At 60.4% G+C, this 24,213-nt stretch carries 23 protein-coding genes, 1 tRNA gene and 1 pseudogene; 13 read left to right on the top strand and 12 right to left on the bottom strand.

Translation table 11 applies throughout. The features are described 5' to 3' along the window. Positions 1-2 precede the first annotated feature (2 nt). Together M5B98_RS23855 and M5B98_RS23850 are read left to right on the top strand one after the other, a co-directional pair. A complete protein-coding gene (locus M5B98_RS23855) occupies positions 3-779 on the top strand; it encodes a divergent polysaccharide deacetylase family protein (RefSeq protein ID WP_248744179.1) in 777 nt (258 codons plus the stop codon). A gap of 104 nt (positions 780-883) precedes the next feature. Further along, positions 884-2,284, top strand: a complete 1,401-nt coding sequence (locus M5B98_RS23850) for a Vps62-related protein (protein ID WP_248744178.1) — start codon at positions 884-886, stop codon at positions 2,282-2,284. On the opposite strand, the gene M5B98_RS23845 is transcribed toward M5B98_RS23850, so the two are convergent. From M5B98_RS23845 to M5B98_RS23815, 7 genes are all read right to left on the bottom strand, one after another. Further along, positions 2,265-3,020 (bottom strand): substrate-binding periplasmic protein, encoded by a 756-nt coding sequence (locus M5B98_RS23845; RefSeq protein ID WP_085712768.1) that lies wholly within the window; start codon positions 3,018-3,020, stop codon positions 2,265-2,267. The two genes, M5B98_RS23850 and M5B98_RS23845, sit on opposite strands and share 20 nt — an antisense overlap. Positions 3,021-3,093: 73 nt before the next feature. Continuing rightward, positions 3,094-3,864: an imidazole glycerol phosphate synthase subunit HisF gene (hisF, locus tag M5B98_RS23840; protein WP_007909211.1), complete on the bottom strand. Its 771-nt coding sequence runs from the start codon at positions 3,862-3,864 to the stop codon at positions 3,094-3,096. Between the two features lie 9 nt (positions 3,865-3,873). After that, positions 3,874-4,611: a 1-(5-phosphoribosyl)-5-[(5-phosphoribosylamino)methylideneamino]imidazole-4-carboxamide isomerase gene (gene hisA, locus M5B98_RS23835; RefSeq protein WP_114881093.1), complete on the bottom strand. Its 738-nt coding sequence runs from the start codon at positions 4,609-4,611 to the stop codon at positions 3,874-3,876. A gap of 42 nt (positions 4,612-4,653) precedes the next feature. Next, complete coding sequence (locus M5B98_RS23830; RefSeq protein ID WP_248744177.1) at positions 4,654-4,911, bottom strand: DUF2164 domain-containing protein; 258 nt, start codon at positions 4,909-4,911, stop codon at positions 4,654-4,656. Then, positions 4,912-5,550 (bottom strand): imidazole glycerol phosphate synthase subunit HisH, encoded by a 639-nt coding sequence (gene hisH, locus M5B98_RS23825; RefSeq protein ID WP_114881092.1) that lies wholly within the window; start codon positions 5,548-5,550, stop codon positions 4,912-4,914. After that, on the bottom strand, positions 5,550-6,143 hold the full coding sequence (gene hisB / locus M5B98_RS23820; RefSeq protein WP_085712764.1) for an imidazoleglycerol-phosphate dehydratase HisB: 594 nt from the start codon (positions 6,141-6,143) through the stop codon (positions 5,550-5,552). The genes hisH and hisB overlap by 1 nt, the downstream gene beginning before the upstream one ends. 290 nt (positions 6,144-6,433) lie before the next feature. Continuing rightward, a complete protein-coding gene (locus tag M5B98_RS23815) occupies positions 6,434-8,098 on the bottom strand; it encodes an OFA family MFS transporter (RefSeq protein WP_248744176.1) in 1,665 nt (554 codons plus the stop codon). 354 nt (positions 8,099-8,452) lie between these two features. Here M5B98_RS23815 and M5B98_RS23810 point away from each other — a divergent pair, with 354 nt between their 5' ends. From M5B98_RS23810 to M5B98_RS23795, 4 genes are all read left to right on the top strand, one after another. Then, positions 8,453-10,684 carry an AsmA family protein gene (locus M5B98_RS23810; RefSeq protein WP_248744175.1) on the top strand — a complete coding sequence of 744 codons (2,232 nt, stop codon included), beginning with the start codon at positions 8,453-8,455 and terminating at the stop codon, positions 10,682-10,684. Beyond that, the gene (mutY, locus tag M5B98_RS23805) at positions 10,681-11,748 is read left to right on the top strand and encodes an A/G-specific adenine glycosylase (RefSeq protein ID WP_248744174.1); all 1,068 of its coding nucleotides are present in this window, start codon (positions 10,681-10,683) and stop codon (positions 11,746-11,748) included. Before M5B98_RS23810 ends, mutY begins: the two co-directional genes overlap by 4 nt. Beyond that, entirely contained in the window at positions 11,745-12,017 is a 273-nt protein-coding gene (locus tag M5B98_RS23800) for an oxidative damage protection protein (protein ID WP_085712761.1), read from the top strand. Before mutY ends, M5B98_RS23800 begins: the two co-directional genes overlap by 4 nt. A gap of 103 nt (positions 12,018-12,120) precedes the next feature. Continuing rightward, a tRNA-Phe gene (locus tag M5B98_RS23795) sits at positions 12,121-12,196 on the top strand. 140 nt (positions 12,197-12,336) lie between these two features. Here M5B98_RS23795 and M5B98_RS23790 read toward each other — a convergent pair. The 3 genes and pseudogenes from M5B98_RS23790 to M5B98_RS23780 all read right to left on the bottom strand — a co-directional run. After that, complete coding sequence (locus M5B98_RS23790) at positions 12,337-14,787, bottom strand: TonB-dependent siderophore receptor (RefSeq protein ID WP_248744198.1); 2,451 nt, start codon at positions 14,785-14,787, stop codon at positions 12,337-12,339. A gap of 122 nt (positions 14,788-14,909) precedes the next feature. Next, positions 14,910-15,869: a FecR family protein gene (locus M5B98_RS23785; protein WP_248744173.1), complete on the bottom strand. Its 960-nt coding sequence runs from the start codon at positions 15,867-15,869 to the stop codon at positions 14,910-14,912. 7 nt (positions 15,870-15,876) lie between these two features. After that, positions 15,877-16,371: pseudogene (locus M5B98_RS23780) on the bottom strand (RNA polymerase sigma factor); the annotation flags it as partial. 168 nt (positions 16,372-16,539) lie between these two features. Here M5B98_RS23780 and M5B98_RS23775 point away from each other — a divergent pair. After that, positions 16,540-16,851 (top strand): hypothetical protein, encoded by a 312-nt coding sequence (locus M5B98_RS23775; RefSeq protein WP_248744172.1) that lies wholly within the window; start codon positions 16,540-16,542, stop codon positions 16,849-16,851. A gap of 43 nt (positions 16,852-16,894) precedes the next feature. Here the strand turns inward: M5B98_RS23775 and M5B98_RS23770 are convergent, their stop codons facing one another. After that, positions 16,895-17,344: a carboxypeptidase regulatory-like domain-containing protein gene (locus tag M5B98_RS23770; protein WP_248744171.1), complete on the bottom strand. Its 450-nt coding sequence runs from the start codon at positions 17,342-17,344 to the stop codon at positions 16,895-16,897. 261 nt (positions 17,345-17,605) lie between these two features. Between M5B98_RS23770 and M5B98_RS23765 the strand changes: the two genes are divergently transcribed. The 4 genes from M5B98_RS23765 to M5B98_RS23750 all read left to right on the top strand — a co-directional run bounded on the left by M5B98_RS23765 (position 17,606) and on the right by M5B98_RS23750 (position 20,615). Next, positions 17,606-18,664: a PDDEXK nuclease domain-containing protein gene (locus M5B98_RS23765; RefSeq protein ID WP_248744170.1), complete on the top strand. Its 1,059-nt coding sequence runs from the start codon at positions 17,606-17,608 to the stop codon at positions 18,662-18,664. Positions 18,665-18,733: 69 nt separating this feature from the next. Further along, positions 18,734-19,711: an alpha/beta fold hydrolase gene (locus M5B98_RS23760; RefSeq protein WP_248744169.1), complete on the top strand. Its 978-nt coding sequence runs from the start codon at positions 18,734-18,736 to the stop codon at positions 19,709-19,711. A gap of 31 nt (positions 19,712-19,742) precedes the next feature. Further along, a complete protein-coding gene (locus M5B98_RS23755; RefSeq protein WP_085712753.1) occupies positions 19,743-20,156 on the top strand; it encodes a hypothetical protein in 414 nt (137 codons plus the stop codon). Positions 20,157-20,162: 6 nt separating this feature from the next. Continuing rightward, positions 20,163-20,615, top strand: a complete 453-nt coding sequence (locus tag M5B98_RS23750; protein ID WP_114881081.1) for a hypothetical protein — start codon at positions 20,163-20,165, stop codon at positions 20,613-20,615. A 70-nt stretch (positions 20,616-20,685) separates the two neighbouring features. Here the strand turns inward: M5B98_RS23750 and gabP are convergent, their stop codons facing one another. Then, on the bottom strand, positions 20,686-22,077 hold the full coding sequence (gene gabP / locus M5B98_RS23745) for a GABA permease (protein ID WP_114881080.1): 1,392 nt from the start codon (positions 22,075-22,077) through the stop codon (positions 20,686-20,688). A gap of 551 nt (positions 22,078-22,628) precedes the next feature. Here gabP and M5B98_RS23740 point away from each other — a divergent pair. Further along, on the top strand, positions 22,629-23,402 hold the full coding sequence (locus M5B98_RS23740; protein WP_007897462.1) for an ABC transporter ATP-binding protein: 774 nt from the start codon (positions 22,629-22,631) through the stop codon (positions 23,400-23,402). A 13-nt stretch (positions 23,403-23,415) separates the two neighbouring features. Continuing rightward, positions 23,416-24,165, top strand: a complete 750-nt coding sequence (locus tag M5B98_RS23735) for an ABC transporter substrate-binding protein (protein WP_085712750.1) — start codon at positions 23,416-23,418, stop codon at positions 24,163-24,165. The last annotated feature ends 48 nt before the right edge of the window (positions 24,166-24,213 follow it).

The raw sequence follows: 24,213 nt of genomic DNA, 5'->3' as shown, positions 1-24,213 counted from the left end.
GGATGTCTTTGCGTTTCGTCTTTGTCCTGTTGTGCTGTCTGGCGGGTGCTGTTCAAGCAGAACCTGCCAGACCGACACCGCAAAAAGCCTACCTGACACTGATCATCGACGACCTGGGGCAGAACCTGCCTCGGGATCGTCGCGTGCTGGCCCTGCCCGGGCCGGTGACCACGGCAATCATGCCCGACACCCCGCACGCCACCGAATTCGCCCGCGAAGCCCATCGCGCCGGCAAGATCGTGATCCTGCACATGCCGATGGACCCGGCCACCGGCCCGTTTGCCTGGCATCCCGAACTGCCCATCGAGGAGCTTGAGAAGCGTCTCGACGCCGCGTTCAAAATGGTCCCCTACACCGCCGGCATCAATAACCACATGGGCAGCCGCATGACGGCGCAACCAGTGGCGATGGCGTGGTTGATGGGTGAGCTGCAACGCCGCCACAAGTTCTTCGTCGACAGCCGCACCAGCGCCCAGACTGTCGCCGCGCAACAGGCGCAGAAGATCGATCTGGCGAGTGTTTCGCGGGACGTGTTTCTCGATGACGAGCGCACCGAAGCGGCGATCTACACCCAATTGCAGACCGCGATCAATCTGGCGCGCAAACAGGGGTCGGCGGTGATGATCGGCCATCCTTATCCACAGACGCTGGCAGTGCTGGAGCGGGAGCTGCCGAAACTGAAAGCTCAAGGCATCGAGTGGATCGACATCAAGCAGATGATCAGCGTGCGCAGCAATCGCGCCACGGCCGCTCATGGCAAAGACGGTGTCTACCGGTAACAAGCTGTCACGAAGCAATAGATAGATACCGCAGCCTGCCCCCTCCACACCCGGATATTGAGACCCGTCGCGGCGACTTCAGGCCGCTTTATTCGGGATCATTCATGAACACCCAAACCTCTCTCAACTCATCTGTTCGGCAGATGGAACCCATTGTGGTTGAAAACCTGCTGATCAATTTCACCACCGAGTTTCACCGGATCTGGGACAACACCGGTTCGAAGTCAAAACCCGGCAGCTTCTGGCGCCCGACACCGGCTCCCGACCTGCTGCCCGGGTATTTTCCGCTGGGCGATCTCGTTGTCTCCGGACGGGACAATATCAACGACAGGCAGGTGATAGCGGTTGTTCGTGAGGGCGATCCGCAAAACACCGAAACCGGCAAGGGGCCGGCACTGAGCAGGCCTGATGATTACCAAAGGATATGGAACGATTCAGGTTCCCGTGCCAACGGTAACTGCTCCGTCTGGCGGCCGATTCCTCCCGAAGGTTATGTGGCACTTGGAATGGTGTGTTCCAACGACGGCAACAAGCCTTCCTTCAATGCCGTTCGCTGCGTACGGGCCGATCTGGTGGTCGCCTCAAGCGCCAACGCATTGATCTGGAGCGACAAGGGCAGCGGAGCCGACCGCGACTTCAGTACCTGGAGTATCAAGCCCCCGACCGCACCCGCCGGAGAGATATTCTTTGCCCCTGGCACCTTCATCGGCATCAGGGGCTACAGCAAACCTGAAGCCCCCATGACGGCCTTCGCCTTGCGGATGCCGATTCCGCTTCAGGTCGACACACCACCGGCCGCCCCGGTACTCACCGGACATGATGCCTCCGCCGCTCTCCCCCCCTCCAAAGTCACACAGGTCGCCCGGCTGCCATGGTTCGCAGTCAGCGATCCGGTGATGACCAGTCTTGTACAGCTGCGTCATTCGCCGTTCTATCGCATGGAACGAACCGACCGCTACTTGCTCGTCGGCCAGGGCAAGAACAGCACAGATGTGCACCAGGCGTTCAGGTGGAGGGCCGGCCGAGCCCAGTCATTCGAGATGATGCGCGCCTTCACCCGCAACACCGGTATCGATATCGGTAACCAGTGGCCGTCGGCAATGAATACGACTCAACCGGTCATCGCCTGCTCGGCCAGACTGGGCGACAGTTTCTGCAACACGGAATCGGCCCCTTATGAGTGGGCGAACTCCTCGGAGGCAGAGGTGATCGCGCTGGTTGCGCAAAAAAGGTTTGCCGCCGTGTATCTGATGCAAAGCGACTATCGACTGCTGCGCGAAGATGGTTCACCCGTGGAAGGTCATCTCAGTTACACCGACATGGATAGCCTGCACCTGGTTGACTACCCGTCCGAGCCGGAACCTGCGCAGGAGCCGAAGACCGAGCCAGAACAACGGCTGCCGACTGAACCGATGAATGAACCTGCAATGCAGCCGACAGTGGAACCTCTGGTCGATCCGCAACTGCCGGCCGAGTCAACGGTGGTTACAGATACCGCCCCATGATCTCATCGACCACGCCATCCTTGCGCATTTGATCCAGCGCAGCCTGCAACCTGGCAACGGTTGCATCCGGCACTTCCTTGTTCAGCGCCAGATACAGTTCGGCGCTGTTGAAGCGCAGTACGGTTTTCAGCCCGGTCACGCCATCCTGCCGCGCCAGATAACGCCCGGCAGGATCACCGGTGGCCCACAGGTCGATCTGGCCGCTGACAAGCTTTTTGGCGTTGTCCTGATCGCGCAATACCACCACCGGCTTCAGCCCCTGCTTGGCAAGGGTCTCGGCGATCGCATCGCCCTTGTAGGCGCCGATCTTGTATTTGCGTGCATCGTTCAGGGTTTCGAGGGTGATCTTGCTGTCGGCCTTGGCCAGCATGACCCAGTCATCCGGGCCAATGGGGCCGACCCACTTGAACAGCGTCTCACGATCTGGCAGGCGCGCCATGACGAACGCACCGTAACCGGGGTTCTCCAGCGCCAGCTTGTAGACCCGCTCCCAAGGGAAGCGCAGGGTCAGGCTGTAAGTGATGCCGGCACGCTTGAACATCTCGCGCACGATATCCGTGGCGATGCCATTGATGTTTTCGTCCTGGGCGAAATTCTTGCCGTTCTTCGCCATGTTGTACGGCGGGAAGTTTTCGGTGAGGAGCACCAGATCGGTGTCGGGATTTTCTGCGGCGTGGCCAGTGTTGATCAACAACACGGAGGCACTGGCGAGGGCGAGAAGCAGGCGTTTGATCATGTCGGGCTACCGAAATCCATGGCGTGCCCAAGAGTGCCTCGGGTACGCCATGCTGTCCACTGGCCTGTATGGTTTAACGCATTACGATCCCGCGTTTAGCCATGTAGGCCTTGGCTTCCTGAACCGTATATTCGCCGAAGTGGAAAATACTCGCCGCCAGCACTGCACTGGCATGACCTTCAAGGATGCCGTCAGCCAGGTGCTGCAGATTGCCGACACCACCGGACGCAATCACCGGAATGCCCAGCGCATCACTGATCGCGCGGGTCACGCCGAGGTCGAAACCGTTTTTCATGCCGTCCTGATCCATGCTGGTCAGGAGGATTTCGCCGGCACCCAGGCCTTCCATTTTCTTCGCCCACTCGACCGCGTCGAGGCCGGTCGGCTTGCGGCCGCCGTGGGTGAAGATTTCCCAGCGCGGGGTTTCGCCCGGGCCCGAAACCTTCTTCGCGTCGATGGCGACGACGATGCATTGCGAGCCGAAATGCTGCGCCGCTTCGCCAACGAATTCCGGGTTGAACACGGCAGCGGTGTTGATCGACACCTTGTCCGCACCGGCATTGAGCAGGTTGCGGATGTCCTGCACGGTACGTACGCCACCGCCGACGGTCAGCGGGATGAACACCTGGCTGGCCATGCGTTCGACGGTATGCAGCGTGGTGTCACGGCCATCGACGCTGGCAGTGATGTCGAGAAAGGTAATCTCGTCGGCACCCTGCTCGTCGTAGCGACGGGCGATTTCCACCGGGTCGCCGGCGTCACGGATGTTCTCGAACTTCACACCTTTGACGACCCGGCCGTTGTCCACGTCCAGGCAAGGGATGATGCGTTTGGCCAGCGCCATGGTCAGTCCTCAGCCTTGGTACGAATCGCAGAAAGCTTGCGCTTCGGCGACGTCGAGAGTGCCTTCGTAGATCGCCCGGCCGGTGATTGCGCCGATGATGCCCGGTGCCTTGGCGTCGAGCAGCGACTTGATGTCACCCAGGTTGTGAATGCCGCCGGAAGCGATCACCGGGATCCTGGTGGCAGCAGCCAGCGCAGCGGTGAACGGTACGTTGCAGCCCTGCATCATGCCGTCTTTGGCGATGTCGGTATAAACGATCGAGGACACGCCGTCGGCTTCAAACTGTTTGGCCAGATCGATGACCTGCACCTGGCTGATTTCAGCCCAGCCGTCGGTGGCGACAAAACCGTCTTTGGCGTCGAGGCCGACGATGATTTTGCCCGGGAACGCGCGGCAGGCTTCGGCAACGAACGCCGGCTCTTTGACAGCCTTGGTGCCGATGATCACGTAGCTCACGCCAGCCTTGACGTAGTGCTCGATGGTTTCCAGCGAACGGATGCCGCCGCCGATCTGGATCGGCAGGGTCGGGTAGCGCTTGGCGATCGCAGTCACCACTTCGCCGTTGACCGGCTGGCCTTCGAAAGCGCCATTCAGGTCGACCAGATGCAGACGACGGCAACCGCCCTCCACCCACTTGGCAGCCATGCTCACCGGGTCATCGGAGAACACTGTGGAATCTTCCATGCGGCCCTGGCGCAGACGTACGCAGGCACCGTCTTTGAGATCGATAGCGGGAATAATCAGCATCTGGCAAACCTTCAAATTTGAATGTTCAGCTTGGCTCGGAAATCAGTTTTTCTCGAGCGCCCACAGGTCGCTTTCGATGCTTTCAAACCGCTCCTTGAGCTGGGTCTGCACATCGAAAATCGCCCTGTTGTAATAGTGCGGAGCAATTTCGCGGGTAAACAGCTCAAGAATTTCCGCCGCCTCGAACGAACCCAGGTCCAGTTCGAAACGATCCTCCATGAACCGCTGGATCTTGCGATTGGCGTCGCTTTCCTGCTCGGGCGTGAGGGTCAGGATCGGCGGTTTCTTCTTGGCGGCCATTTACCAGCGACCGTCCCACGCCGCGAAGTTCTGCAGCAATTGCAGGCCATGGGTATGGCTCTTCTCCGGGTGGAACTGCACGGCAAAACGCGAGCCTTCGGCCAGCGCTGCGGCGAAATCGACACCGTAATGACCGCTGCCGACCACTTGGCGCGGGTTACCGGCGGCGATGTAGTAGCTGTGCACGAAGTAGAAACGCGCCAGGTCCGGAATGTTGTGCCACAGCGGGTGATCCACCGACTGCTTCACTTCGTTCCAGCCCATGTGCGGGACTTTCAGGTGCTCGCCGTCTTCATGCAGGTCTTTGCCGAAGAACTTCACCGCGCCCGGGAACAGGCCGATGCAATCGACACCGTCGTTCTCCTCGCTGCTGTCGAGCAAGGCTTGCATGCCGACGCAGATGCCGAGGAACGGACGATCCTGGCTGACTTCACGTACCAGCGAATCGAAACCGAGGCGACGGATCTCCGCCATGCAATCGCGAATCGCGCCGACACCGGGGAAAACCACGCGGTCGGCTTCGCGGATCACGTCCGCATCACTGGTGATCAGCACCTTGCCGGCGCCAACGTGCTCGAGGGCCTTGGCCACCGAGTGCAGGTTGCCCATGCCATAATCGATGACTGCAACCGTCTGCATTACAGCACGCCCTTGGTCGAAGGCATCTGGCCGGCCATGCGGTCGTCCAGTTCGACGGCCATGCGCAGCGCGCGGCCGAAAGCCTTGAACACGGTTTCGATCTGGTGGTGAGTGTTGGTGCCGCGCAGGTTGTCGATGTGCAGGCTGACCAGCGCGTGGTTGACGAAGCCCTGGAAGAACTCCTGGAACAGGTCGACATCGAAACCGCCAACAGTGGCACGGGTGTACGGCACGTGCATCTGCAGGCCCGGACGGCCGGAGAAGTCGATGACCACACGCGACAGCGCTTCATCGAGCGGCACGTAGGCGTGGCCGTAGCGACGGATGCCTTTCTTGTCGCCAATGGCTTGTGCGAAGGCCTGGCCGAGGGTGATACCGACGTCTTCCACGGTATGGTGGTCGTCGATATGCAGATCGCCCTTGCATTGGATATCCAGGTCGATCAACCCGTGACGGGCGATCTGATCCAGCATGTGCTCAAGAAAAGGAACACCGATATCGAATCGGGCCTTTCCGGTGCCATCAAGGTTGATCGAGGCTTTGATCTGGGTTTCCAGAGTGTCGCGCTCGACAGACGCCTTACGTTCGGCCATCACCAGCTCCGCAAAATCATTGGGCGAAAAAGGCAGCCATTATAGGCACGCGGGGCCGAAACAGAAACACGAGACGTGATATGGCAGACGGATAGAAGCCCGTGCTGTCGGGGATAGACATGTCCATACAAGCCATTTTGGACAGCCCGAAACAACTGTGGGAGCGGGCTTGCTCGCGATGAGGGCCGCACATTCAACATCACTGTCGACTGTCAGACCGCAATCGCGAGCAAGCTCGCTCCCACAGGTTTTGTGCCGACCTGAGATATCAGGTCGGCAATTTCAGCTACTTAGTGAAACAGAACCGCCGTCTTCTGCAGGGTCACCCACACACCCCACGCCAACGGAATCCCGACCGCCAGCCACGCAGCAACCGCCAACGGCTTGCTGCCCGGCGCAGCTTTCCACTCAAGCACAGTGCTGCTGTCAGCACCCTTGTCGTGGCCCAGCGCCTGCTCGGCGGCCAGTTCGGCGTCGGTCATGAAGTACTTGTCCGCCACCGGGCGCACCAGCAGGTTGCACAGGAAACCCAGCACCAGCAGGCCGGCGAGGATGTACAGCGTGATGTCGTAAGCGGCGGCGCGTTCAACGCCGATGCTCAACTGATACTCACGCAAGTAGTTCACCAGCACCGGACCCAGCACGCCAGCGGCAGCCCAGGCGGTCAGCAGACGACCGTGGATCGCGCCGACCATTTGCGTACCGAACAGGTCGGCCAGATACGCCGGAACGGTTGCGAAACCACCGCCGTACATCGACAGGATGATGCAGAACGCCGCCACGAACAGCGCAACGTTGCCCAGGTGACCGAGGTTCGGGATCAACGCGTACAGTGCGAAGCCCAGCGCGAAGAACACGAAGTAAGTGTTCTTGCGGCCCAGGTAGTCCGAGAACGACGCCCAGAAGAAACGACCGCCGATGTTGAACAGGCTCAACAGACCAGTGAAACCTGCCGCAATCGCAGCGATCGAGGCCAGTTGCCCGGCGTCCAGCTGACCGAACGGCAGATCATTGCCCAGCAGCTTGCCGCCGAACACTTCCTGCAACAGTGGCGAAGCCATGCCGAGGATGCCGATACCGGCCGACACGTTCAGGCACAGCACCAGCCACACCAGACGGAATTGCGGGGTTTTCCACGCCACATTCACGTGAACGTGACGGTGGGTGATCATCGCATTCGAGGCTTTTTTCGCCGGCGCGGTCCAGCCCTCAGGCTTCCAGCCGGTTGGCGGCACGCGGTAAGCCAGTGCACCACCGATCATGAACACGAAGTAGATCGCGGCCATGGCCACGAAGCTCTGCCATACGCCGACGCCGGTTGGCGAAGCGAAATGACTCATCAGAGCAGTTGCCAATGGAGCGCCGACCATCGCGCCACCACCGAAGCCCATGATCGCCATGCCGGTGGCCATGCCGCGCTTGTCCGGGAACCACTTGATCAGGGTCGAGACCGGCGAGATATAGCCCAGGCCCAGACCGATACCGCCGATCACGCCGGAGCCGATCCACATCAGCCAGATCTGGTGGGTATAAATACCCAGCGCGGAAATCAGCAGACCACCGCACCAGCACAGTGCCGATACAACGCCGGCCTTGCGTGGCCCGGCGTGTTCGAGCCAGCCGCCCCAGATCGCTGCCGAGCAGCCGAGGAAGATGAAGAACAGGGTGTAGATCCAGCCGAGCATGGAGATCGGCCAGTCGCATTGCGACGAGAAAACCTGTGCGATGAAGCCCATGTCCGGCGCGCAAGCCACTGGCGCAGTGATGCCCAGTGCCTTGGACAGCGGCAGCCAGAACACCGAGAAACCGTAGGCCATGCCGATGCACAGGTGAATGGCCAGAGCGGCCGGTGGGACCAGCCAGCGGTTGAAACCGGGCTTGGCGATGATGCGTTCCTTGGACAGGAACGCAGGCTGGGCGGCGCTGAGGCCGTCCGCCGTGATGCTCGTGCTCATTGTGTATCCCCCAATTATTAGTATGTGTTCGTCAGCCACTGCTCACCCCCGGCCTTTATGCACGCAGGCATGACCGTGTTGGTGGGTGGAGCTCCTTGAAGCGCGACCAAAAGTCGCAGAGGGACGGACGAACGGGCGAAGGTTACCATCTGCACGTGACAGAAAAACCAAACTGATATCACCTTTTTCGAGTCATCTGATCTCATATCACTGGGGAACCCTCCCGCCGACCGTTGTCGAAGCGCTGCACGTCGCGGTTCAAGAGGTTCCTCAGGACACCGCACCAGCGCGGGGTCAGGCAGCGCTATACTCCCCGGCTAAATTACGAATTCGACTAACTACAAGGACTCGCCCATGAAAGCGTTCGGCAAAATCCTGGGTCTGGTACTTCTCGGGCTGTTGCTGATCATTGTGGCGGCGGGCTTCGCCCTGACCCACTTCTTCGATCCCAACGACTACAAAGACGAGATCCGCCAGATAGCCCGCGACAAGGCCCACATCGAGCTGACGCTCAATGGCGATATCGGCTGGAGCCTGTTCCCGTGGCTCGGCCTGGAACTGCACGAGGCCAGCGTCGCCACCCTGATCAAGCCTGACGAGCCGTATGCCGACCTGCAGATGCTCGGCCTGTCGGTACGCGTGCTGCCGCTGCTGCGCCGCGAAGTGCAGATGAGCGATGTGCGCGTCGAAGGCTTGAACCTGCGCCTGAACCGTGACAAGAACGGTCACGGCAACTGGGAAGACATCGGCAAGCTGCCGACTGCCGCCCCTGCGCCGGGCAGCACCCCACCAGCGGCCGCGGGCGAACCGGTCGCCGAAACACCTGCCCAGCCGGAAAAGCCGCCACAACCGATCCGCCTCGATATCGACAGCCTGACCGTCAACAACGCCCGGGTTGAATATAACGACGAGCAGACCGGCAAGCAGTTCAGCGCCGAAAGCATCCAGCTGAGCACCGGTGCGGTGCACGATTCGACCAACATCCCGCTGAAAGCCACGGCGTTCCTCAGCACCAATCAGCCCGTGCTGCGGGTGCGCACCGAGCTCAATGGCGAGCTGCGCATCGAGCGCGCCCTGCAACGCTACAAGTTCGAAGACCTGAAGCTGTCCGGCGAACTGACCGGCGACCCGCTGCAAGGCAAAGCCATGACGTTCTCCGCCCAAGGGCAGATGTTGCTCGACAAGGCTGCAAACGTCGCCGAATGGACCGGGATCAAGATCTCCGCCAACCAGTTGCGCGCACTGGGTGAACTGAAGGCCAACGATCTGGACAAGACCCCGCAAATCACCGGCGCGATCTCCATCGCCCAGTTCGATCTGGCGAAGTTCGTCGACAGCATCGGCCAGACCCTCCCGGCCATGGCCGAAGGCAGCCTGAGCAAGGTCGAACTGGTCAGCCGTGTCGCTGCCACACCGACCAGCCTGGCGCTGGACAACATCAACCTGAAACTCGACGACAGCAGCTTCAGCGGCCGCATCGCCGTCGAAGACTTCGCCAAGCAATCGCTGCGGGCGATCCTCAAGGCCGACACCTTCAATGTCGACCGCTACCTGCCGCCAAAATCGGAAAAAGCCGCCAGCGCCACCCAGGCACGTCAGACCGAAGTCGCCAGCACCGAAGCCGATGCCATGGCCGGCGCCGGCAGCACCCCGCTGCCGGACAAACCGAGCAAGAGCGCCTGGAGCACCGAACGCCTGTTCCCGGTGGAGCGCTTGAGCAAACTGGACGTGAACGCCGATCTGACCTTCGGCCAGTTGACCCTCGATAAATTGCCGATCCAGAACGCTGCACTGAAGGCCACCGGCCAGGGCGGCCTGCTGACCCTGGAGAACCTGCGCGGCGAGTTGTACAACGGCGAATTCGAAGCCAAGGGCACGCTGGACGTGCGCCCGAATGCACCGCTGTTGAACCTGCAAACCCGGATCAACCGCGTGCCGGTGGAAAAAATCCTCGAAAGCCAGGGCAAGAATCCGCCGGTCAAAGGCCTGGTGAACCTCACCAGCACCGTCACCGGTAGCGGCAACAGCCAACAGGCGCTGATCGATACCCTCAACGGCAACGCCAGTTTCGTGATCAACAACGGCGTGTTGCTCAACGCCAACCTTGAACAGCAACTGTGCAAAGGCATCGCCACCCTCAACCGCAAATCCCTGAGCGGCGAGCCGCGGGGCAAGGACACGCCGTTCCAGGAACTCAAGGGCAACCTGAGCTTCCGCAACGGCGTAGCCAGCAACCCGGACCTGAAGGTGCGGATCCCGGGCATGACCGTCAACGGTGACGGCGACATCGACCTGAAAGTGCTGGGCATGGACTATCGCGTCGGCATCATCGTCGAAGGCGACACCAGCGCCATGCCGGACCCGGCCTGCCAGGTCGGCGAGAAATTCGTCGGCATCGAATGGCCGCTGCGTTGCCGTGGCCCGCTGGAACTGGGCGCCAAGGCCTGCCGCGTGGACAACGAGCGTCTGGGCCAGGTCGCGACCAAAATGGCCGGTGACAAGCTCAGCGAAAAAATCGACGAGAAACTGGGCGACAAAGTCAGCCCGGAACTGAAAAACGCATTGAAGGGGCTGTTCAAGCGATGAGAGCGGAGCAGTTTTCCACGGCGGTGCTGGAATGGTTCGACCGCCACGGCCGCCATGATTTGCCCTGGCAACAGAACATCAACCCGTATCGGGTGTGGGTGTCCGAGATCATGTTGCAGCAGACCCAGGTCAGCACCGTGCTCAATTACTTCGACCGTTTCATGGCTGCGTTGCCGACGGTCGAAGCCCTGGCCGAAGCGCCGGAGGACGAAGTGCTGCACCTGTGGACGGGCCTGGGTTACTACACCCGTGCGCGCAACCTGCAGAAAACCGCGAAAATCGTCGTCAGCCAGTACGGCGGCGAGTTTCCGCGCGACGTAGAGAAGCTCACGGACTTGCCGGGCATCGGCCTGTCCACCGCTGGCGCCATCGCCAGCATCAGCATGGGCCTGCGGGCGCCGATCCTCGACGGCAACGTCAAACGGGTGCTGGCGCGGTTTACCGCACAAGAAGGCTATCCGGGCGAGCCGAAGGTCGCTAAGCAACTGTGGGCCAACGCAGAGCGCTTCACGCCGCAGGATCGGGTCAACGCCTACACCCAGGCGATGATGGATCTGGGCGCCACGTTGTGCACCCGCAGCAAACCGAGCTGCCTGCTGTGTCCGCTGGAAAAGGGCTGCGAAGCGCACATGCTTGGCCTGGAGACCCGTTACCCGATTCCCAAGCCGCGCAAAGCCATTCCGCAGAAACGCACGCTGATGCCGCTGCTGGCCAACGAGGATGGCGCGATTCTGCTTTATCGCCGCCCGTCCAGCGGATTGTGGGGCGGTTTGTGGAGCCTGCCGGAACTCGACGACCTCGACGACCTGCCACACCTCGCCGCGCAGCACTCGCTGGAACTGGGCGAGCAGCAGGCGCTGCCGAGTCTTGTCCACACCTTCAGCCATTTCCAGTTGTCCATCGAACCCTGGCTGGTCCAGGTACAGGAAGCCTGCGGTCACGTGGCCGAGGCCGACTGGCTCTGGTATAACCTCGCCACCCCGCCGCGCCTGGGCCTCGCCGCCCCGGTCAAGACCTTGCTCGAACGCGCGGCCGCCGTCTTGAATGCAGGAGAGTCGACATGACCCGCACCGTAATGTGCCGCAAGTACAAAGAACAACTCGAAGGTCTGGAGCGCCCGCCGTACCCGGGCGCCAAGGGCCAGGACATCTTCGAACACGTCTCGGCCAAGGCCTGGGCGGACTGGCAGAAACACCAGACCCTGCTGATCAACGAAAAACGCCTGAACATGATGAACGCCGAAGACCGCAAATATCTGCAGGGCGAAATGGACAAGTACTTCTCCGGCGAGGAATACGCCCAGGCCGAAGGCTACGTTCCGCCAGCGGAATAATCAGCGGAAATCGGGGGTCTGATCGTAAGCGACGGAATTAATTTAAGAAATTTTAAAAAAGTCGTTGACGTAAATCCGAAAAACCCTTTTAATGCGCCCCGTTGCCCAGATAGCTCAGTCGGTAGAGCAGGGGATTGAAAATCCCCGTGTCGGCGGTTCGATTCCGTCTCTGGGCACCAAATACCGAAAACCCTGAATCGCAAGATTCAGGGTTTTTTTATGCCTGCGATTTGATGGCGGCTGAATCCGGCCCATCTCGCAGCCCAAAAAAAACCCGCGATCCCTTTCCAGAGATCGCGGGTTTTGTGTTTTCAGCCGATCAGTAAGCCATCGACCAGCTCAACGTATACGTCCGCCCACGGCCCTGATAGTCATACAGGTACGCCGGGCCGTAGGTCGGCGAGTAGAACAGCGTCGCCCGCTGACCCCAGACCGTGCTGTATTGCTTGTCCAGCAGGTTCTGGATGCCGCCGCTGAAGGTGCCGAATTCGGTGTCGCGGCTGCCGAGCAGGTCGAAGGTGGTGTAGCCGCTGATCTTGTGGTCGGCATCGTCCTTGAGGGTGAAGGCGTGATTGCCTTGCAGGCGGGCACTGGTGCGGTCGCCTTTCCAGCCGATGAACGCGGTGGATTTCGACAGCGAAGCGTAGCGGGCGTCGCGCTTGATCCAGCCGCCGTTGGCGCCCTCCTCTTCCGAACGCACCAGATGCAAGGTGCTGCCCGCTTCCCAGCCGCTCTGGAAGTGTCGGGTCAGTGCACCTTCGAAGCCGTAGTCGCGGCTCTTCTGGTCGATCACGTCGATGGTCAGGGTGGCGCTGTCGGTGGTGATGACTTTGTCCGACCAGATGTAGTACAGCGCCGCCTGAGCGTCCCAGTCGCTGTCGGAGTAACGCCAGCCGGTTTCCACCTGACGGCTCTTGATGCCGGCCAACGGGTTGTCAGCGACGCTCAGGCCCGGCTTGCCGTAAAACTTGGCGGGGTCCGGCAGATCGAAACCTTCGCCGTAGTTGACCCACAGCTGATGGCCGTTCTTGAAATCGTAAATGGTGCCGAGGTTGTACAGGTTGACCGCGTAATCGTTGCTGCCGCCGGCGATACCTTTGAAGTTGCCGACGTCCACGTCCATCTGCTGACGGCGCATGCCGCCGGAGACGGTCAGGTTGTCCGTGGCGTACCAATCGAGCTGGCCGTAACCGGAGAGACCGTCGACGCGGTAGCTCGGATAGCGCGGTGCCTTGCTCAACGTATCCAGATCCAGCCCGCCGCTTTCCGACGAGACGCGCTGATCGAAGGTGCTCTGCTCGGCATTGAAGCGCTCGCGGTCCAGGTCCACGCCATAGGTGAACTTGAAGGATTGCCACTCCTTGGCGAACAGCGCCTTGAGACTGCTGACCTCGAAGTTCTGCTGCGAAGCGGCGAAGTACACGCCCTTGGAACCCACCGGTTTGCCGGTGTTGTAGTAAGGGAACGGGTAGAAGTTGTTGTCTTCCTTGCGATACGACGCTTGCAAGTAGAAGTCTTGCCCCAGCACATCGCTGTGGTGGTAGTTGGCATTGAACAGCATGCGCTTGGTGCGCGGATCGAGATCGGTGGAGTAACCGCTGCGCAGTTCGGCGTCTTCCAGATTCGACGGCTTCTGGTATTTCAGGTTGGGGAAGTAGATACCGGTGTCGCCGTTGTTGCCCGACTCGTAATACTGCGCCAGCAGATCGAGGGTCTGCTCGTCGTTGAAGCGCATCGCCAGGCTGCCCATGACGTCGATGGTGCGGTTGTATTGCAGGTCGGTCTGGGTGTTGTCGATGAAGATCTGCTTGCCGGCACCGTCGTAGAACGCCTTGTTCTGCTCGCCGGCAATCCCGAGGCGACCGCTGATATTATCGTTGCCGCCGCTGACCGATTGCGCGATGCGCGTGGAGAGATCGTCGCTGTTGTTGAAGCCGCTGCTGGCACCGATCTGGGTTTCGAATTGCGCCGGGCCCGGAGTGGCCTTCTTGGTGACGATGTTGATGATGCCGCCGGTGGCGCCGCCGCCATAGATCGCACTGGCGCCAGACAACACCTCAACCCGCTCGACGTTGAACGGCGAGATGCTGTCGAACTGACGCGACAACCCGCGCGAGCTGTTCTGACTGACGCCGTCGATCATCACCAGCACATTGCGCCCGCGCATGTTCTGGCCGTAGTTGGTACGCCCTTCCGGCGCCAGGTCGAGGCCCGGCACCAGTTTGCCGATGGCCTCCTTGAGGCTGACACCGGTCTGCAGTTGTTCGCGCAACTGGGTCTGATCGACGACCCAGACCGTGCCGGGAATCTCACTGATGGCGGTGCTGGTGCGCGAAGCCACGCTGACCTCGATCGGCTTGAGCGTCATGGCGTCCGTCGGCGCCTTTGCACGGCGCAGGATCACCGTCCGGGCATCGCTGAACTCCCAGCTCATGCCGCTACCGGCCAGCAGCGTCTGCAACGCCTGGGCGACGCTCATCGAACCGTTCAGTGCATCGGCCTGCACGCCTTCGACGTCGGCGGTGGTGTAGAGCAGACGCAATCCGGCCTGATCGGCAAACGCGGTCAGGGATTGATCGAGGGACTGGGAAGGCAACGAGAGCGTCACCTGGCGCTGTTGTGCGCCGGTTTCCTGTGCGGCAGCATCCCTGGTCTGCGCCTGCACCAGGTTAGAACCGAACAGGCCGGCGATGATCGCCTGAGCCAACAGGGTCCGGTGCACGATGTTTCTGCCGTGGTTGCTGCGCGTCTGTGCCGACTGCTTGAACATACCTTTCACGTCTTCCTTCCCAGCCAAAATGAGTGCGTCAATGAGAATGAGTTTCTTCTCAGTCCCACTACGACGATTCGGCAGGAAGGAACTTGCAGTCGCTTTATGAAAAAAGTTTCAGATCAGTGCAGCACCGCCAGCCACGGCAGGTAGGTGACCTTCAGCGGGTATCGCTGTTCCAGTGTGCGCAGCGAGCCTTGCGGGTCGTTGAGCTCGAACACACCGCTGACCGGCAGCGCCGCCAGTTCCCGGTCGGAGATCAGGATCCTGCCGTGCTGATAACGCTCCAGCTCGCCAATCACCTCACCCAGCGGGCGCCCGTTGAAGATCAGCTTGCCGCGCTGCCAGGCCGTCAGGCTTGCGGCGTCGACTTTTTGCCCGGCGAGCAGTGGATGGCCGGGTTGATGCTCCAGTCGCTGATTGGCTTGCACCAGCATCGGCTGGTGCTGGCCGCTGAGCTGAACCTGACCGGTGCTGACCACCAGTGTCACGGCGTCACCATCGCGGCGCACACTGAAGGCTCCGCCACTGGCCTGCACATGCTCATCGCCTATGCGCACAACAAACGGCCGGGGATCCGACGCAGGCTCGAACAGCGCTTCGCCTTCGCGCAGGATCACGGTGCGCTCATCATTGGAATAGGCCAGCGAAAACGCGCTGGCGCTGTTGAGAATGACCTGGCTGCCATCGGGCAGCGTCACGCGCTGCTGCTGGCCGACGCTGGTGTGATAGTCGGAGCTGAGCGCCGGCCATTGCTGCCAGCCTGTCACTCCGGCAAGCGCCAGCACCACCGAGGCGGCCAGCGCCGGCCACCAGTGCCTGCGCCGGCGTGCAGCCGGGTGCGTTTTCGGGTGCTGCCTGGCGGTCGAAGTCTGGCCGATCATCGACCACAGCATCTGCGCCTCATCGGCCATCGTCTGATGAACCGGACTTTCGCTGCACCACTGCTGATAGGCGAGCCGATCGGCCGCAGTGGCCTTGCCCGAGTTGAGCAGCACCACCCAGTCGAGTGCGGTGTCTTCAAGGCTTTGCGAAGGGTCGGTCATGGCGGCATCGTGGCTGGAAAGGGAAAGGTCACGCATGGTTGGTTTTCAACCAGTCGCGACAGTGACGCAAGGCCTGGCCGATGTACTTGGCCACCATGCTTTCGGAGACGCCCAGTTCAACGGCGATTTGCGCCTGGGTCAAGCCTTCGAGGCGATTGAGCAGCAACGCCTGCCGCGCATTGGGCGACAACTGCTGCAGGGCGTCGTCGAGAATCCCCAGGCGCTCCTTGGCCAGAAACGCCGCCTCCGGCGCGGGGGCAGGATCGACGACCTGGGAATATTCCAGATCGTCGCCGAGACTGCCGCTCAAGCGCTGCTCGCGACGCAAGGTATCGATTGCCAGATTACCCGCCACCCGGAAGATGAAACCACGGTCGTTGAGCACCGCCACCGACTCGTCGATGTTCAGCAGCTTCAGATAGGTTTCCTGCGCCACGTCGGCCGCTCGCTGCCGGTCGCTCATGCGTCGGGTCAGGTAATTCAGCAAGTCGTCGTAGTGTTCCTGAAAACTCAGCAGCAGGCGGGGAGCTGGCGGCATCGAGGGGCGAGTCCGGGTTCGTTTGACTGAGCCAATGTGATCCTTTCACGGGCGTTAATGAGAAACAGTATCAATCATTGAGCGATGAGTTTTCAACGCAGACGGGTTTCAGTCATTGCGGATCCACGATACTTTGGCCGCCCCTTACGGAGGAGGGTCATCACGTCGATGAACCAGAAACGAACCCGCGTCCCCCTGCCCCATCCGCCACCTTATCGGCAGAGCCGGACTTCGTTCTGGCTGACGCTTCTGGTCGGGGTGTTGATGACTTTCGCCATCGGCGCGTCGATCTACGTGATCATCGACAGCCTGATCAGTGGCTCGATTACGACGACGAACCGCGGCCCGCGCACAACTTTCCTCCGGGATCTGCAACCGCGCAGATACTGGTTCGAAATCGTGTGGCAAAGCCTCATCCCCCTAATGCTGGTGAGCGTTGCGCTGTTCGGATTACGGATCTACCGGAAAGTGCGCAAGTGATCGTGAAGGACGGGATTCAGGGCAAATCCCGTCCTTACCGACGCTATTGATGCCAGTCCCAATGGAACACCAGATTGCTGGCTGCGCCGCTGCCGACATTGGCAACGTCCCGGCGCACCTCGCCATTGCGCGTGGCGACCACGGTGTATTTGCCCGGAGGCAACTGTGCATAAACCAGAGGCCCGATCTGGTTCAGGTTCAGAACAGGCTGTCCTGTCGCTTTCTGCACAACCAGGTCGACGTCCGAGGTGTAGAGGTTTTGCGTCCCTACAGCGAAGGTCATGTGCAAGTTGTAACCGGCGGACTGTTGAATCGCCCGCGACTCGTCCAGACCGATCCCGCCGGACAGATAATTGATCCCGTTCTGCTGTTGCTGCTGGACTTGCACGCCGGCGCTTTCGACAGGCTCGGCACTCGTGGCCTGCGCCATGAGCGGGAACATCAGAATCGCCACAGCGGCGACGGGCAACATGAGTGAAGTGACGCGTTTCATGATGAGTACTCCCGGGTTCTCGCAGAACCCAATCGTTACTCCTGTTTAGATTTTGCGATGCGGGGCTGGTTTTAGATTGATTGGGAGTTGTCTTGGGTGCGAAAAGGACTACGCGTTGTATTCCCCAATCATTGCCGTACTCGGTCAGATCCCGCAAAACCCGCTCACCCTTCCTTCATTTGAACCAGACATGGCCGGCATCGCCACGCCGTGGGTCTTTGGCATGCTCTCGCTTCTGTTTCTCCTGAGCCGGAAGACCTGATGAGCCAACTTGAACCTGCTGAAGCGCAAGATCCGAAACTCGATTCGTTGCTGGGCAACCTCGGTGACTTGATCCGTGAAGCGCGAAAGAAAGTATTGCGAACGGTCGACACGATTCAGGTCCAGACCTGCTGGCAGATCGGGCGGCATATTGTCGAGTTTGAACAACAGGGGGCCCGGCGCGCCGGGTATGGAAAGTTTTTGCTGGCCACATTGGCGAAAGGGCTGACTACAGACTTTGGAAAAGGCTTTGACGTAACCAACCTGCGAAAAATGCGGCAGTTTTATCAGCTCTTTCCAATTCGAGACGCACTGCGTCTCGAATTGAGCTGGACCCATTACCGCAGGATATTGCAGGTCGAAAGCGAATCAGCCCGGCAGTGGTACATGAACGAATCGGCCTCGCAAAACTGGTCAAGCCGCGCTCTGGATCGGCAGATCAACACGCTCTACTACGAACGACTGTTGATGAGCCGAGACAGGACCGACGTCTATGCAGAGGCTGCGACCAACATCGCCGCGATGAAAACCAATCCCCGGGAATTCATCCGCGACCCCGTCCTTCTGGAGTTTCTCGGCCTGCCCTCACCGGGCAAGTTTCAGGAGTCCGAACTGGAACAGGCCTTGATCGATCAGCTCCAGGGTTTTCTCCTCGAACTGGGCAAGGGCTTCGCCTTTGTCGGCCGTCAGCAACGCATCAGCGCCGGCGACGATGATTTTTACATCGACCTGGTGTTCTACAACTATCTGCTCAAATGTTTCGTCATCATTGACCTCAAGCGCGGCAAACTCAGTGCCCGGGACGTCGGGCAGATGGACATGTACATCCGCATGTACGACGACCTCAAACGCAGCGAGGGTGACGGGCCGACAGTCGGGATCATTCTCTGTGCGCAACAGAACGAGTCGGTTGCGCACTACTCGATGCTCAAGGGCAATGAACAACTGTTCGCCAGCAGCTACAAACTGGTGCTGCCGAGCGAAGATGAATTGCGAGCAGAATTGAATCGTGAACAGCTTCAACTCGAAGAGCGCCTGCGCAATCAGTCGAGTGAATAAACACTGACGGATTGTTCACCAGGCCTGCCGAGACTATCGTTGGCAGCTACTTCGCGAAGGTCGAGAGCCATGGGTTTTCAAGAGACGCACGCACTGGAAAATGCTCAGGACAGCGTCGCCCTCACAAGCGACGTTCAGGACCAACCCTTCCGTGAGCCTGCCGCCGATGGTTATGTTCTTGGCGGCTTCACTTGGCGCCACGCTTCAACTGACCCTCATCAGCGCCCGGTGGTCATCATTAACGCCGCCACCTCGGTGCGTTGCCGTCACTATTCGCGTTTTGCCGCTTACCTGTTCGCCCACAATTTCGATGTGATCATCTTCGACTACCGAGGCATTGGCGAGTCGCGACCAACGTCGATGAAGCACCTGCAGGCTTCATGGACAGACTGGGGCGTGCTGGATTTCGAGGCGATGCTCAATCGTGCTCAGCGGGAGTTTCCCGGCCAGCCAATCGATGTGGTCGGGCATAGCTTCGGCGGTTGTGCGGCGGGGCTCGGCGCTTCCGGGCCAGCGATCCGACGACTGGTAACCGTTGGCGCACAGTTCGCCTACTGGCGCGATTACGCCCCGGAACATCGCTGGCGGATGTTCGGCAAGTGGCATCTGCTGATGCCGCTGCTGACGCTGTTCTGCGGTTACTTCCCCGGCAAGCGTCTCGGCTGGCTGGAGGACACGCCCGCCGGCGTGGTAAGCGACTGGAGCACGCCTGCCGCGCGGTATGAACGGCGACCGAGCGGTCGCGCGATGCTGGCAAAAAACGGTCGTCTGCCCTTCAGCAACGTCCGCGCAGACACCCTGGCGATCAGCATCAGCGACGATCCTTACGGAACCATCCCGGCAACCGAACGCCTGCTCGATTACTTCCACAACGCGCAAAAGACCCACCTGCGAATCGAGCCACAGGACATCGGCGAACAGGAAGTCGGACATTTCGCCTTTTTTCGCAGCGCATACCAAGCCACACTATGGCCCATCGCGCTGACCTGGCTGCAAACCGGCGCACTGGCCCCCGATACACCGGGGCGGCAAGTGCCGCGCAGTTGAGTCCCCTCCAACGCATCACGGAACACACACCATGGCTTCCGCCAACAAACAGCAAAAACGCGCCGCCCGGGCCAAGACCAAGGCCAAGCAGAACCGCACCAAACGCGCCGAGGCACCGGTCGAGCTGGACCCGAACGACGACCGCATCGATTTCGAGTCGGTGGACCTGACCGAACTGTTCAAGAAAATGATCGACGCCGAAAAGATCAGCCAGCAGGCCATGTGCACCGCGTTCCTCGAGGACCCGCTGCTGGAGCTGGTGTACGAGCAGGAAGGCGAAGAAGGCGCGATGGATTTCATCCTCGCCGCCCTGATCGAGTACCGCCAGTGGTCCACCGAGACCGATGAAGCCGGCGCCCTGGCCTGGATCGAATCGCCTGACTTCCAGAAAGACTATGTGGCCGCGTCCGACGCGATCGCCGCACAAACCCAACAGAAAGACTGAGTTCCCATGGCATCCCTGAACAAACAGCAGAAACGCGCCAAACGCGCCAAGGCCAAAGCCAAGCAGATCCGCATGGTCGGCCGCAAACCTCTGGCCCTGGACGATGACCACGGTCACCTGGCCGAGCCGATCCCGGAATACACCCTGGCGATGTTCAGCAAAATGCGCGACGCCGAAGCCGTCAGCCGCGACGACATGCTGCTGACCCTGCTGCGGGAATTGGCGTTCATCATCGTCGACCATCCTGAACTGCTGGACATGGAAAACGCCGACGACGAAGGCATGGCCGCCACCCACCTGGCCGCCGACATGCTGATCGACTACCGCATGTGGGCCGATGGCATGGATCGCGAGACGGCTCAGGCCTGGTTGAGCGAGCCGCAGTTCATCACCGATTTCGGAAAGGCACTGGACACCTACGGCCAGTCGCTCGAAACGCAGGAAGAAAAGAGCGAATAAACCTCGCCCGCAAACAAAAACGGCCGCTTGTCATCGCTGACAGCGGCCGTTTTGCATTACGCGATATGGATCAGTTCAACACCACCGCACCACGGTTTTCTGCCTTGCGACGACGCGCGACGAGCATGCCGGTGGCGACAACCACCAGGCTCAGCAGGCCCGTCGCGAGGATTTCCACGCGATGGGCTTCCTGGAACAGCATGATGGTCAGGGCGGCCACGATGAACACGATCACCGCGTAGGTCAGGCCCGGGAACAGCCACATGCTGAAGACGATTTTTTCGCCGCGAGCCATGCGTTGTTTACGCATGCGCAGTTGCGAAATCGCGATCACCAGGTACACCAGCAGCGCGATGGCGCCGGAGCTGGCCAGCAGGAACTCGAACACCGCAGCCGGAGCCACGTAGTTGGCGAAGGTGCACAGGAACGCCGCGCCAGTGGACAGCATCACCGCCCAGTAAGGGGTGCCGCTCTTGTTGGTGCGGGTCGCCATGGCAGGCGCATCACCGCGCTTGCCGAGGGAGAACAGCATGCGCGAAGAGGTGTAAAGCGCCGAGTTCAGGCAGCTGGTCACAGCAACCAGAACCACGATGTCGACGATCATCTTGGCGTTAGGGATGCCCATGCGCTCAAGCACAGTCTGGTAGGAACCAAGGCTGGCCAGCGCTGGATCATTCCATGGCACCAGGGCTACGACGATGAAGATCGATACGAGGTAGAACAAACCGATCCGCCAGATCACCGAGTTGGTGGCCTTGGAAATCTGCTTGCCAGGGTTCTTCGATTCCGCGGCCGCGATGGTCACGATTTCGGTACCCATGAAGGAGAACATGGTGGTCAGGATCGCGCCCAATACCGCGCCCAGGCCGTTTGGCAGGAAGCCTTGAGTGTCGAAGATGTGCGAAACGCCGCTCACCTGGCTGTTCGGCAAGAAGCCAAAAATCGCCGCCACACCCAGAATGATGAAACCGATGATCGCCACGACTTTGAGCAGGGCGAACCAGAATTCGAACTCACCGTAGTTTTTCACGCTGAACAGGTTGGTCACGGTCAGCAGCATGGTGATGATCAGCGCGAAGGCCCAGATCTCCACACCCGGGAACCAGGCGTGCAGGATGGTCGCAGCGGCGTTGGCCTCCAGCGGGATTACCAATACCCAGAACCACCAGTAGAGCCAGCCGATTGTGAAACCGGCCCAATGGCCGATGGCGCGGTCGGCATAAGTCGAGAAGGAGCCGGTGTCCGGCGAGGCAACAGCCATTTCGCCGAGCATGCGCATGACCAGCACAACCAGCATGCCGGCAGCGGCGTAGGCCAGCAGGACCGCAGGGCCGGCGGCGGCGATGGCGTGGCCGGAGCCGACGAACAGACCTGCACCGATCACACCGGCGATCGACAGCATGGTCACATGACGCGGTTTGAGCCCCTGTTCGAGGCCATTGGAGCTTGGGGTACTGCTCATTGAAACTACCTTTGCGAGGAAAGCGATTGCGTCCGGCCCGTCTGGCGTTCCTTCTCGTAAAAAGAATCCAACGGGGCGTTCCAGATTCTGCACGCAATAATTGCGCCAAAATGTTTCAAAGTCTTCTGGCCCGCGGTTTTCAGCGCGACCGGACAGTCATCGCAAGTCCTTGAGAATACTGGCCTTTCGCCAAAGCGTTACCCTGCGACTCACTTTTCAAACGAACGAGCGCACCAGAAACACACTGAAAAAGTGCGGGATGCACAATAAAAGGGCGAATGAGGAACGTTCGGCCGGATAGCGCTTCCAACACCCCGCCAAAGGTGGCAACATCGCGCCTTTTTTTACGCGACACCCACGGGAATCAACGTTCAAACGCCCGTTCGGTTGTTGACGGGGCGACAGTCTGCTGCGCTGATGCGACAACCTGCCACACGCCATCCGTTTACCGCTCGTAGCGCTGTTGGCTGCCATTGAAACGCTATGCTAGCTTGGCCGCCTCGCCAGGAATGCCACCAACAGCTGGAGCGCAACATATATGAGGAACGCACATGGCTGAGGCCACGCCCGCGCTTGAAATCCGCAACCTGCACAAACGCTACGGACAGCTTGAGGTGCTCAAAGGCATCTCGCTGACCGCCCGCGACGGCGATGTGATCTCGATCCTCGGTTCCTCCGGTTCCGGCAAGTCCACGTTCCTGCGTTGCATCAACCTGTTGGAAAACCCGCACCAGGGCCAGATCCTGGTTGCCGGCGAAGAACTCAAGCTCAAGGCCGCCAAGAATGGCGAACTGGTTGCCGCCGATGGCAAGCAGATCAATCGCCTGCGCTCCGAGATTGGTTTTGTGTTTCAAAACTTTAATCTGTGGCCGCACATGAGCGTGCTCGACAACATCATCGAAGCCCCGCGCCGCGTGCTCGGCCAGAGCAAGGCCGAAGCCATCGAAGTCGCCGAAGCCCTGCTGGCCAAGGTCGGCATCGCCGACAAGCGCCACGCCTATCCGGCGCAACTGTCCGGCGGCCAGCAACAGCGCGCGGCAATTGCCCGCACGCTGGCGATGCAACCCAAGGTGATCCTGTTCGACGAGCCCACCTCCGCCCTTGACCCGGAAATGGTCCAGGAAGTACTTAATGTCATCCGCGCATTGGCCGAAGAAGGCCGCACCATGCTGCTCGTGACCCACGAAATGGGGTTCGCCCGTCAGGTGTCCAGTGAAGTGGTGTTCCTCCACCAGGGCCTGGTCGAAGAGCAAGGATCGCCACAGCAGGTGTTCGAAAACCCGCTTTCGGCGCGCTGCAAACAATTCATGTCCAGCAACCGCTAACGGAGCTACCCGCATGCAGAACTACAAAAAGGTCTTCCTGGCCGCCGCCGTCTCCCTGGCGTTCAGCGCCGGCGCCATGGCCGAGACCCTGAAGATGGGCATCGAAGCCGCTTACCCGCCGTTCAACAATAAAGACGCCAGCGGCCAGGTTGTTGGCTTCGACAAAGACATCGGCGACGCCCTGTGCGCCAAGATGAAAGTCGAGTGCAGCGTCGTGACTTCCGACTGGGACGGCATCATCCCGGCCCTGAACGCCAAGAAGTTCGACTTTCTGATTTCCTCGCTGTCGATCACCGACGAGCGCAAGGGCGCGGTGGACTTCACCGACCCGTACTACTCGAACAAGCTGCAGTTCATCGCGCCGAAAAACGTCGACTTCAAAACCGACAAGGACGCGCTCAAAGGCAAGATCATCGGTACGCAACGCGCGACCCTGGCCGGCACCTGGCTTGAAGACACTTACGGTAGCGATATCCAGGTCAAACTGTATGACACTCAGGAAAACGCCTACCTCGACCTGACTTCCGGTCGTGTCGACGCCATCCTCGCCGACAAGTACGCCAACTATGACTGGCTGAAAACCGACGCCGGCAAGAACTACGAGTTCAAGGGCGACCCGGTCGTGGAAAGCGACAAGATCGGCATCGCCGTGCGCAAAGGTGACCCGCTGCGTGAGAAGCTGAACGCCGCACTGAAGGAAATCGTCGCCGACGGTACCTACAAGAAGATCAACGACAAGTACTTCCCGTTCAGCATCTACTGATCCTGACGTGCGGGACCTGCGCCGTGATCCGACGGTGCAGGCTCCCGG

The organism is Pseudomonas sp. MWU12-3088, from assembly GCF_023242405.1.
GTDB classification, from domain to species: domain Bacteria; phylum Pseudomonadota; class Gammaproteobacteria; order Pseudomonadales; family Pseudomonadaceae; genus Aquipseudomonas; species Aquipseudomonas kribbensis.
The sequence above is the reverse complement of the archived record's forward strand: the minus strand, read 5'-3'. Positions and strand labels throughout refer to the sequence as shown.

Coding starts and splice junctions, on each gene's coding strand:
- M5B98_RS23855 (WP_248744179.1), top strand. CDS start 3: ATGTCTTTGCGTTTCGTCTTTGTCCTGTTGTGCTGTCTGGCGGGTGCT.
- M5B98_RS23850 (WP_248744178.1), top strand. CDS start 884: ATGAACACCCAAACCTCTCTCAACTCATCTGTTCGGCAGATGGAACCC.
- M5B98_RS23845 (WP_085712768.1), bottom strand. CDS start 3,020: ATGATCAAACGCCTGCTTCTCGCCCTCGCCAGTGCCTCCGTGTTGTTG.
- hisF (WP_007909211.1), bottom strand. CDS start 3,864: ATGGCGCTGGCCAAACGCATCATCCCTTGCCTGGACGTGGACAACGGC.
- hisA (WP_114881093.1), bottom strand. CDS start 4,611: ATGCTGATTATTCCCGCTATCGATCTCAAAGACGGTGCCTGCGTACGT.
- M5B98_RS23830 (WP_248744177.1), bottom strand. CDS start 4,911: ATGGCCGCCAAGAAGAAACCGCCGATCCTGACCCTCACGCCCGAGCAG.
- hisH (WP_114881092.1), bottom strand. CDS start 5,550: ATGCAGACGGTTGCAGTCATCGATTATGGCATGGGCAACCTGCACTCG.
- hisB (WP_085712764.1), bottom strand. CDS start 6,143: ATGGCCGAACGTAAGGCGTCTGTCGAGCGCGACACTCTGGAAACCCAG.
- M5B98_RS23815 (WP_248744176.1), bottom strand. CDS start 8,098: ATGAGCACGAGCATCACGGCGGACGGCCTCAGCGCCGCCCAGCCTGCG.
- M5B98_RS23810 (WP_248744175.1), top strand. CDS start 8,453: ATGAAAGCGTTCGGCAAAATCCTGGGTCTGGTACTTCTCGGGCTGTTG.
- mutY (WP_248744174.1), top strand. CDS start 10,681: ATGAGAGCGGAGCAGTTTTCCACGGCGGTGCTGGAATGGTTCGACCGC.
- M5B98_RS23800 (WP_085712761.1), top strand. CDS start 11,745: ATGACCCGCACCGTAATGTGCCGCAAGTACAAAGAACAACTCGAAGGT.
- M5B98_RS23790 (WP_248744198.1), bottom strand. CDS start 14,787: ATGTTCAAGCAGTCGGCACAGACGCGCAGCAACCACGGCAGAAACATC.
- M5B98_RS23785 (WP_248744173.1), bottom strand. CDS start 15,869: ATGCGTGACCTTTCCCTTTCCAGCCACGATGCCGCCATGACCGACCCT.
- M5B98_RS23775 (WP_248744172.1), top strand. CDS start 16,540: ATGAACCAGAAACGAACCCGCGTCCCCCTGCCCCATCCGCCACCTTAT.
- M5B98_RS23770 (WP_248744171.1), bottom strand. CDS start 17,344: ATGAAACGCGTCACTTCACTCATGTTGCCCGTCGCCGCTGTGGCGATT.
- M5B98_RS23765 (WP_248744170.1), top strand. CDS start 17,606: ATGAGCCAACTTGAACCTGCTGAAGCGCAAGATCCGAAACTCGATTCG.
- M5B98_RS23760 (WP_248744169.1), top strand. CDS start 18,734: ATGGGTTTTCAAGAGACGCACGCACTGGAAAATGCTCAGGACAGCGTC.
- M5B98_RS23755 (WP_085712753.1), top strand. CDS start 19,743: ATGGCTTCCGCCAACAAACAGCAAAAACGCGCCGCCCGGGCCAAGACC.
- M5B98_RS23750 (WP_114881081.1), top strand. CDS start 20,163: ATGGCATCCCTGAACAAACAGCAGAAACGCGCCAAACGCGCCAAGGCC.
- gabP (WP_114881080.1), bottom strand. CDS start 22,077: ATGAGCAGTACCCCAAGCTCCAATGGCCTCGAACAGGGGCTCAAACCG.
- M5B98_RS23740 (WP_007897462.1), top strand. CDS start 22,629: ATGGCTGAGGCCACGCCCGCGCTTGAAATCCGCAACCTGCACAAACGC.
- M5B98_RS23735 (WP_085712750.1), top strand. CDS start 23,416: ATGCAGAACTACAAAAAGGTCTTCCTGGCCGCCGCCGTCTCCCTGGCG.